The following is a 6,480-nucleotide window of genomic DNA, read 5'->3' on the forward strand; positions in this document are numbered from 1 at the left end:
CCCTGCGTCAACGCATGAGGGCGATCGCCCAGGAGCGCCGCCGCTTCGGCTATCGGCGCCTGCATGTTCTGCTCAAGCGGGAGGGTCATGTGATCAACCACAAAAAGCTATTCCGGCTCTACCGGGAAGAGAAGCTCGCGGTGCGTCGCCGTGGCGGCCGCAAGCGGGCGATCGGGACCCGGACGCCGATGACAGTGCCGATGGCACCGAACGACCGCTGGTCGCTCGACTTCGTCTCGGATCACCTCACCGACGGCCGATGCTTCCGCATCCTGCGACAACGGCACCGAACTCACCAGCAACGCTATCCTGACCTGGGCCGATCAGAGCCGCGTCGCCTGGCACTACATCGCGCCGGGCAAGCCCATGCAGAACGCCTTCATCGAGAGCTTCAACGGTCGGCTGCGGGACGAATTGTTGAATGAGACGTTATTCACGTCGCTGGCCCAGGTCCGCGTCACGCTCGGATGCTGGCGGCACGACCACACTCGCAGCTCGGATGGAAGACCTCGTCCGAGTTCGCCTTCACCTGCGCCGGGATCTGGCGCTGCGCTATGCCGAAGGCTCCGCGCCAGCTCCCGTCGCTACCACCGCCCAACCGGGCAAATCAAACCGCCAGGGCGAACTCTGGATTGGATAAAACTTGGGGGCAAGGTCATCGCAAAGCGAAGAGCGACCGGGATAGTTCGAAATGCCGCGCGACAGGCGTTGCGTAGGGCCTAGGCCGCTAGACGGGATGTCTGGTCGGCGTCCTCGAGGTCACTACATAAAGCTCTTCTCAGAAAGCGAGCCAGGCGGCTTTTCTCGAATCGCGGTCCAAGCGCGCAGGCGCTTTGCTTGAACTCGATGCCGTCAAGGAGTCCTTGGATGTAGCCGAGATTGTATCCGCCGCCATGATGAGCGCTGTATCAAGCGTATGGATATATTTGCTCGTCACCGAACCCTTGGCGTGACCAACCAGACCGGCGATGGTCACTTCAGTAAACCGCTCATCCTCGTGCCGATGGTTGCAATTTTGCCGCAGGAAGGCGGCTCGGCTTCACTGCATCTATCGTGGGCAGGCTTCGCCAACTTCGTCGGCGGCGACAAGCGCCAAAAGATAAAGCGCGGCTGGATAGTAAAACTTTCCGTGCAACGCTCTCCATTGCACCGGCGCCTGCGAGCCGACGCATTGCACCAGGGCCGCCATAGCTTCATAGTCAGGGTCGGATAATTTTTCAGTGGGGTTTGCGGTCTTTACATCCACGACCGATAGATCAAGCGGCACGAAGGACTCGAGGAGATCACGATCAGCCGGCTCTCCCCAGGCGAGATAGAACGGAATTCGAACCGCGTCGTATCCGAACACGGGCGGGAACCCGTGGGCGGGCTCAGGTTGCGCGGCACCGAGCGAAATCCAATTGGTCGGAAGTTGCTTGGGGCCGAAACGAGATAGTCCGATCAAGGTCTTGCCCGTCGCGCCGACCGCATCCCAATCGATGACGTCGGACAGAGTCCGCAGCCGCTTGAACGCGGGAAAAATCCAATAGGAGAGATTGATGACGGGTCCGTCAGGCCGATCCTTGCCGGCGAACCCCATCACGGCCGGCAGCAGGATCGGACCGAAGCGGCTGGATACGACGACCTTCGCCGCCAAGGCTTCCACGATCTGCCTGGCGAATTTTCTGTACTCCGGAACATGCCACTTGTCGCCGGCTTCCGTGAGCGCCCAGGCAATAAGTAGATCGCCATCAGTTGCATTGTTGTGATCCGTCACATGGGGAATTTGAGGACTCCACCGCCACGCAGCGAGGCCGTCACCCCGCACGAGTAAATTACCCTCCGTCCACTGCCATATAGCCTCGAACGCCGGTCGATCATCGAGGCGTTCCGCAATCAGCATCGCGTAGCCCTGCCCTTCGCTGTGGCTGATGCCGCCATTGGCATTATCGACGACACGCCCGTCCGATGTCACAAACCGCTCCTTGTATTGGCGCCAGCCGTCCGACAAAACGGTAGCCGGTCCAGGCGCAGCTAAAGCTATCGTGGTGCGGAACGCTGCAAGCAGTGCCAAAATCACGACCATCACTCGCATATCACTTGCCCTCCAGACTCGGGTTACGAGGCGAATCTTCCGGCGATCGCAATGATCACGTCGGCAAAGCGAAACCGCGCGGGCCTGAGTTGGTATTGGCCCGAAAACAGCTTGCGGATGATGGCCTCATGAAGTGAGGGCGTCGTTTCGAATGTTACCTCAAAACTGTTTTTGCCAATTTTCGATGCGCGCGCGGTCACCGGCTCGCTGACGCCCTGCAAGTGCAGCACGATGCTCGCGCCGAGCGGGACCGGAGCGCGTCCGCTCAGCATCGCCCATGAGGTGGAAAGCAGCAGCACCTGATGCCGCTGCATCAGTGGTCCGATTGTCAAGACCGCCGACTCGGCGACACGGAATCCCTCAGTCTTCGGCCGGGGGAGTTCGATGCAGGTGAAAATAGTCACTGCGATGACGATCGCATTGTAATACGACCAGAACAGCCAGACCGGCGCGCTCTGATTTCCATAGACCGGGCTGAAAACATCGAATGTGCCGTATGTCACGGCGCCAATGGTCGCGAGCAGCAGCGGCAGCAGGAATCGGAGGATCAGACGCCACTGGACGTTCAAGCGATCCCGTTCACCGCCCTTCGCCGTCACCTTGAATTTGTGTCCATTGGGCTTGAATAAGCCAAAGGCTGCGGCTTTCATGGCGTCCACAGTGACCAGCAGTTGCGCCGCATCCGTGACGATCGGCATCACGCGCCCGCGCGTGATCCACGCCAGCACGATCACCGACGCGCAAATCGAAGGCGCGTAGTAATCGAGAACGCCTTGCGCATCGGCTTTGACGACCGCAAGTCCGGTGAGCCCATAGATGATCGGCGCGATCAGGCATAAAATCCGGAACGGAAAGCTGGCGCCCCAATAGAGGAACGCATCGAACAGTGAAATCCGATCGATTGCCGGCAACTTCGCCGAACCGAACACGCCCCATTTGCTGCGGACGATCTGCATAAAGCCGAGACACCAGCGACCGCGCTGCGTGATGTATTCCGAGACGCCTTCCGGCGCCAACCCCATGCTGAGCCTCTCGTTGAGGTATACCGTCTTCCAACCCGCTTCCTTCAGCTTGAGCGAAAGCAGCATATCTTCCGTTACACTCTCTGTCGGAAAGCCGCCAACCTGATCGAGAGCCTTGCGCCGTATGATCGAGGAAGTCCCACAGCAGAATGCGACACCCCAGGCGTCCTTGGCGGCGAGCAGCACATCGAAGAAAAACCGCTGCTCGTCGGGCCACCGGCTTCCCGCACCAAAGCCGTGTTGGAGCGGGTCCGGGTTAAAGAAGTGCTGCGGCGTCTGGACGCAAGCGACCTCCTCATCCCGAAACAGCGCGAGCGCGCGGCTGAGGAACTCTGGCTGAGCCACAAAATCGGCGTCGAAGATGGCCACGAATTCGCCGGCTTCCTCATCCGAGAGCTGCTGCAGCGCATGATTAATGTTGCCCGACTTCGCATGCTCATTGTTCGACCGAGTGATGTATCCGACGTCGCGCCTTTTACAGAGGTCGCATAACCAATCGCGGCACCGGTCATCGAGAACGAAAATCCGGTAATTATCGTAATCCTGTGATTGCGCACCGATAATTGTACGCTCCAGGATGGCTTGCCCCTCATTGTAAGTGGGTATCAGCAGATCCACGCGCCGGTTGCGAGACCTCACCCAGGCAACATTGCGCGTGGCCATTGTTGTACGATCGATCGCTCGCGACAGGAAGATGAATAGCAACATGCTGCTCAGCGAACTGAGGATTTCAAAAGACACGAAAAGATAGGACCAGATCGCGTCAAGACTGAACGCAAACGGTGGCAGCGTTTCGCTCACGCGCCACACCAGTGTCCGAGCGATCAGGAGAATGCAGGCTAGGCACGGCCAGAACCGGCCGGCGGTGGTATCTGCGTTCAGCAGCGGCAACCCGACGATAAGGCAGCCGATGATGAACAGCAGCGGACCCATTGCTGCAATAATAGTGGTGTCGGACATGCGCGCTCTTGCTCGGACCGGCGTTTACCGCAGATGCAGGGTATCGATCATCATGGCGGGCAACCGATCGAGACTCGGAACGTGCCAGTCGCCTATAGAACGCGTGTTCCCGAACACGACGCGCCCGAATTTGCCGGCCGGACAGTTCGTTGCATTCGACACGTCGTCGAGAGAGACGATAACGCTGTATTGCAAGTTGTTCAGGCCTGGCGCGACGGTTGCCGAAATGGAGGCGTCCGATTCGTTCAATGCAGGCACACCCGCCCAGGCAACTGTGCCCTTCCACGGCTGCTCTTGATCCTGCTGCCTGAAGACGGCGTGATCTCCATCCTTGATAGCAGCATATTCGCGCGCCGAAACCGTCGCATTTGCCGTGAGCTCAGAGCAATCGATTACCCGTGCGATCTCGTCGCCGGCGCGGACGTATTGGCCGCTGTTGATGACGCTCCAGACGATCCCGGAAGCAGGCGAAAGTATCGGAACGCTGAAGTTTGAAGCTGCGTCTCGACCCGAGGCATTGAGTTGCTCAACATCGCCTTCAAGTAGCTTCAAAAGGTGATTCTGCTGCTGTGCTTCGGCTTGCAGGTCGGCGACACGTAGCTTGAGCTGATCGGCGCGCTGCTGCGAATAGGCCGCGTCGTTGTATGCATCTTGAAGAAAAGTCCCGTCTCGCGCTGCGGAAAGTTCAACTTGAAGCGTGGCGATCTGCTTCTCCGCCGCGCTGCGGTCCAGCCTTGCAGCGTCCGCGGTACTCTTGGCGGCTTCTACCGTTGATTTGACGGCCCATCCGATGGAGAAGACTTTCTGCTGGCGCTCGAGAATTGTGTTTGCTGCTGTTTCCTTGGCCCGGGCAGCTTCGAGATTTGTATTTGCCTGGGCCAGTTTGCTGTTGAGATCGTCGATCCGGGCGGCGCGGTTCTTTTCGGTTCTTTCCTGGAGGTCGCGAATTTGAGCTTGCAACGTCGTGACCTCCGCCTCGATGGCGTCGACGCGTCCTTTGGTCTGCACCAGCGTCATGGATTTGTTGGAATTGTTTTCGCCCGTCGGACTTAATAGCAGTGTTCCGATCGCGTCGCCCTTATGGACGGCTGAGCCACGACGTAAGCTATCCAGCGATGTGTAACCGTCTTGAACGGCGCGGATGATCGCAGTTTGTCCACTGACAACGGCGGGGGCGCCATCCGAGAAGGCAAAAGAACCGGCCATTGCCCAAATTCCGAAGCCGATCGCTCCGATGCCCGCTAGCAATTTCAGTCCCCTAGTGATCATGGTCAGCGCTCCAAAATCCGCCGGCGGAGGCTGCATGATCGATGGTCAAACATCGGCGGACGCACGCCCGTTGGGCATGCGCATGCTTTCAGCCCCTCCCGTTTTGCATTTTTGCGAAACCACACGACGTCGCGCCGTATCGGTTCTCCAAGACAATACGCACGGTTTTGAAAATCGGCGTGCAGATTGTTGTGATCGGAATGTTCGCGGACTTCCGTGATCAGAGAGTGTGCAGACTTTCGTGATCCGAATTTGAAAAGGTGAGCTGTCGGCAGCTCGATTCAGCGGCGCGTTGACGGCGCAGCCTAGCGTGCGCTGGGACGCCCCATGTAAGTCGAGAAGCCGCTAGAGCGAAAAGCGCGAGACCGAAGCCCCGCGCCATTGGAACATCTGAACGAAATGTGAGGTTGGAGCATCTTGTGGTCGAGTCTTCGCGCTACCAGAATCGGAGGTGGGGCCGAACTCGCGAGATCCATCATGCGAAAGCTGATCACGACTATAGCGTTGCTTGCCCTGTTCGACACTTCGGTGGCGATTGCGCAGACGGTTGGCTCACAAAATCCAGCCGCGGCTCCATCGACGAACACCGGTTCGCAAGTGCTGCCGGAGGCTCCCGTCGGCCACCGCCAACCGCGGGCCGATCAAGTGCCCGACGAGAAGAACCTGGGTGATCCGAACGATCCAATCAATCGCGAAAACGCGGCGCTTGACCGCGCTGCCAAAAGCATTTGCCGCGGTTGCTGAATAAAGAAAAACCCGCCGGTTTTGGCCGGCGGGTTCTTATGCCCCGGTATCGCGGAACGAAACACCCCAGCCTGCGACATCAATTCGATACCACAAACTAGTCACGTGACTCCAAAGTTCGCCACATAATGTCTGCTGGGCTTTGTGGCAGAAGCGTTTGACGGAAGCCAAAATCTGGTCCGCGGACTTGGTCCATCTGAAGGGTTTCGGCTTCTTATTGTGCAGNGCGATGAAGTCACGGATGTCGGCCTCGAGTTGCCTAACGGAAGTGTGGACACCGCGCTGGATCTGCTTTCTGGTGAGCTCAGCGAACCAGCGCTCGACCTGATTAATCCATGAGGCGGAGGTCGGCGTGAAGTGGACATGATAATGCGGGCGTCGAGCGAGCCACGCTTTGATCTTGGGTGTCTT

The 6,480-nt window shown here is 58.7% G+C and carries 4 protein-coding genes and 3 pseudogenes; 2 read left to right on the top strand and 5 right to left on the bottom strand.

The window, feature by feature from the left end; all coding sequences use genetic code 11:
• Nucleotides 1-723 (top strand): annotated as a pseudogene (locus F758_RS46150) (integrase core domain-containing protein); the annotation flags it as partial.
• Here the strand turns inward: F758_RS46150 and F758_RS52690 are convergent.
• The 4 genes and pseudogenes from F758_RS52690 to F758_RS0142395 form a co-directional block, all read right to left on the bottom strand.
• Nucleotides 720-994, bottom strand: a pseudogene (locus F758_RS52690) (integrase); the annotation flags it as partial. The pseudogenes F758_RS46150 and F758_RS52690 overlap by 4 nt on opposite strands.
• Nucleotides 995-1,048: 54 nt before the next feature.
• Nucleotides 1,049-2,065 carry a family 8 glycosyl hydrolase gene (locus F758_RS0142385; RefSeq protein ID WP_245286780.1) on the bottom strand — a complete coding sequence of 339 codons (1,017 nt, stop codon included), beginning with the start codon at nucleotides 2,063-2,065 and terminating at the stop codon, nucleotides 1,049-1,051.
• Between the two features lie 32 nt (nucleotides 2,066-2,097).
• Entirely contained in the window at nucleotides 2,098-4,056 is a 1,959-nt protein-coding gene (locus tag F758_RS0142390; RefSeq protein ID WP_024513433.1) for a glycosyltransferase family 2 protein, read from the bottom strand.
• A gap of 24 nt (nucleotides 4,057-4,080) precedes the next feature.
• Nucleotides 4,081-5,325 carry an HlyD family secretion protein gene (locus F758_RS0142395; RefSeq protein ID WP_198026713.1) on the bottom strand — a complete coding sequence of 415 codons (1,245 nt, stop codon included), beginning with the start codon at nucleotides 5,323-5,325 and terminating at the stop codon, nucleotides 4,081-4,083.
• A gap of 477 nt (nucleotides 5,326-5,802) precedes the next feature.
• Between F758_RS0142395 and F758_RS0142400 the strand changes: the two genes are divergently transcribed.
• Nucleotides 5,803-6,069 carry a hypothetical protein gene (locus tag F758_RS0142400; RefSeq protein WP_024513435.1) on the top strand — a complete coding sequence of 89 codons (267 nt, stop codon included), beginning with the start codon at nucleotides 5,803-5,805 and terminating at the stop codon, nucleotides 6,067-6,069.
• A 36-nt stretch (nucleotides 6,070-6,105) separates the two neighbouring features.
• Here the strand turns inward: F758_RS0142400 and F758_RS46155 are convergent.
• A pseudogene (locus F758_RS46155) lies at nucleotides 6,106-6,480 on the bottom strand (hypothetical protein); the annotation flags it as partial.

The sequence above is a fragment of the Bradyrhizobium sp. ARR65 genome (assembly GCF_000472385.1).
GTDB lineage: Bacteria > Pseudomonadota > Alphaproteobacteria > Rhizobiales > Xanthobacteraceae > Bradyrhizobium.

What these genes read in the sequence shown, in the direction of transcription:
- F758_RS0142395 (WP_198026713.1), bottom strand. Translation starts at nt 5,325, where the DNA reads ATGATCACTAGGGGACTGAAATTGCTAGCGGGCATCGGAGCGATCGGC.
- F758_RS0142385 (WP_245286780.1), bottom strand. Translation starts at nt 2,065, where the DNA reads ATGGTCGTGATTTTGGCACTGCTTGCAGCGTTCCGCACCACGATAGCT.
- F758_RS0142400 (WP_024513435.1), top strand. Translation starts at nt 5,803, where the DNA reads ATGCGAAAGCTGATCACGACTATAGCGTTGCTTGCCCTGTTCGACACT.
- F758_RS0142390 (WP_024513433.1), bottom strand. Translation starts at nt 4,056, where the DNA reads ATGTCCGACACCACTATTATTGCAGCAATGGGTCCGCTGCTGTTCATC.